Origin of the sequence: Microbacterium sp., assembly GCF_031179285.1 — a bacterium.
Classification (GTDB): domain Bacteria; phylum Actinomycetota; class Actinomycetes; order Actinomycetales; family Microbacteriaceae; genus Microbacterium.
In genome coordinates this window covers 1-2,367 of sequence record NZ_JAPSHY010000075.1, presented here as the reverse complement: position 1 = coordinate 2,367, position 2,367 = coordinate 1, and the positions used below count along the sequence as shown (strand labels likewise).

The 2,367-nt window shown below is 67.7% G+C and carries 3 protein-coding genes; 1 reads left to right on the top strand and 2 read right to left on the bottom strand.

Annotation, left to right across the window (positions count from 1 at the left end; genetic code table 11):
• Positions 1-19: 19 nt before the first annotated feature.
• Complete coding sequence (locus tag RIN18_RS17565) at positions 20-1,021, top strand: radical SAM protein (RefSeq protein ID WP_309105267.1); 1,002 nt, start codon at positions 20-22, stop codon at positions 1,019-1,021.
• Between the two features lie 27 nt (positions 1,022-1,048).
• Here the strand turns inward: RIN18_RS17565 and RIN18_RS17560 are convergent, their stop codons facing one another.
• Together RIN18_RS17560 and RIN18_RS17555 are read right to left on the bottom strand one after the other, a co-directional pair.
• On the bottom strand, positions 1,049-1,519 hold the full coding sequence (locus tag RIN18_RS17560) for a hypothetical protein (RefSeq protein ID WP_309105266.1): 471 nt from the start codon (positions 1,517-1,519) through the stop codon (positions 1,049-1,051).
• Between the two features lie 78 nt (positions 1,520-1,597).
• Positions 1,598-2,367 (bottom strand): DEAD/DEAH box helicase (locus RIN18_RS17555; protein WP_309105265.1); only part of this gene is annotated, 770 nt, incomplete at its 5' end.

Sequence of the window (2,367 nt, the reverse complement as noted above, 5' to 3'; positions counted from 1 at the left end):
ACAACGCCCCCACCTGACCGTGAACAACCGACTGGCAGGGTCGGGCGCGGTCGCGCCGCTGCCTATCGAGGGAACCGCGGTGAAGTCAGTCGCCGATCTCAGGGTCGTAGCGATTGAGCCGCTTCCCGGCATGCGCGATCTGGTGGACATCACCACCGGAACCGGCGACTTCGTCGCTAACGGTGTCATCAGCCACAACTGCTTCGCTCGCGGAACGCACGAGTACCTCGACCTGGATGGCGGGGCAGACTTCGACTCGCAGATCGTGGTGAAGACGAACGTCGTCGAGGTGCTGCAGCGGGAGCTGCGCCGCGGATCCTGGCAGCGCGAGACCGTCGCGCTCGGAACGAACACCGACCCGTATCAGCGCGCGGAGGGCCGGTACCGGCTGATGCCGGGGATCATCGGCGCCCTCGCCGACTCCGGCACACCGATGTCGATCCTGACCAAGGGATCGCTCATCCGCCGCGACATCCCGCTGCTCGTGGAGGCGGCGAAACAGGTGGCCATCGATGTGCAGATGTCGATCGCTATGTACGACGACGCGCTGCAGCACTCCATAGAACCAGGCACCCCGACAACGCAGGCACGGCTCGACACCGTCAGGGCACTCTCGGACGCCGGATTCCGGGTCGGCGTCTTCCTCATGCCTGTTCTCCCCCACATGACCGATTCGATCGCCGCGCTCGATCTCGCACTGCGACGCATCAAGGATGCTGGCGCCGACCATGCCGTCTACGGCGCCCTGCACCTGCGCCCGGGAGTGAAACCGTGGTTCTTCCAGTGGCTGGAGCGGGAACGCCCCGACCTGGTGTCCTCCTATCGCGGGCTCTACCCCGGGATGTCCGCCGAGGCGCCGAAGGGCTACAAGCAGTGGCTGGCGAAGCGGGTGCGGCCGCTCATCCGCACCCACGGGCTGCAGGCACAGTCCGAAGAGGAGCACGACCGGATGCGCGGCCTCGCACGCGCCCGGACGACGACGCCGGTCGCCGAGCAGGCGGCAGCGGCGACGTTGTTCTGACGGCGTCGGGATGGCACACGGACGAGCTCAACCGTGTTCGACCTCGGACGCCTCGCGCCGGGCTGTGAGGATCGCCAGTGCACCAGCCGAGAGCAGAGAGGCCACGCCTCCCGCGAGCACCCCGCCAATCACATACACGGTGAAGTAGTAGGTGGGCGCCGTATCGATGTGGGGCACGAGCCGCCCCAAGAGCGGCATGCCCACCGCAGGCCCGAGGAAGGCCGACACAGTGATCCACCCCGCCCGGCGCGGCAGGGTGAAGGCGAAGGGGAAAGTCGCGACAAGCACGCAGGCGATGCTCAAGCCCGCAAACCGGATGTCGCCGATCAAGGCTTCTGCGTGCCACCCGACGGTGGTTTCGTACGCGAAATCGCCGCTATGGCCGGTGAGCCCACTCCATGCGATCGAGATGAGCAGGCCGATCAGCGAACAGGCAGAGAACGCCCGAATGTACGTCCAGAAGGACCCGCTCCGCCCGGCTTCTCGCAACCACTGCACCTGTTCACCCTCCCATACACAGAAGCCGCCGAGCCCACCCCGTTTCCAGGGCGAGTGCGGCGGCTTCCGTGGCAGACGTCAGGAGGTCAGCTGGGCCTCGCTCGGCATCCGCCCGGTGATCTCCTCGATCACGTCGTCGCCGGGCTGGGCGCTCTCGAACGGCGCGTCGATCTCGGCGCGGCCCAGGAGGTCCTCCATGCGGCGACGGCGCTGACGGGTGATCAGCGTCACCACGCGGCCCGTGCGGCCGGCGCGGCCGGTGCGCCCGGAGCGGTGCAGGTACGTCTTGTACTCGTCGGGAGCGTCGGCCTGAACCACCAGATCGATGTCGTCGACGTGGATGCCGCGTGCTGCGACATCCGTGGCGACGAGCACCTGGACCTTGCCGGAGGTGAGCTTCTGCAGGTTGCGCGTGCGCTTGGCCTGGTTCAGATCGCCGTGCAGCGAGACCGCCGCGATCCCGGCATCCTCGAACTGCTCGGCGAGCATGTCGGCGTACGCGCGGGTGCGCGCGAAGACGAGCGTCTGCCCGTCGCGGTCCACGAGCGAGGTGAGCACCTCCGCCTTGTCGCGGTGCTCGATCACGAGCACGCGGTGATCGATCGAGCTGGTCTCCTGGTTCTCACCGGCGACCTCGTAGACCGCCGGGTCGACGAGGAACTCGTCCACGAGCGCGGCGACCTCGCGGTCGAGCGTCGCCGAGAACAGCAGCTTCTGCGAACCCTCACCACAGTGACGCAGGATGCGCTGGACCGGCTCGACGAAGCCGAGCTCGCACATGTGGTCGGCCTCGTCGAGCACCGCGATCTGAGCCTCGGAGAGGTCGAGCTTGCCCTGGTCGATGAGGT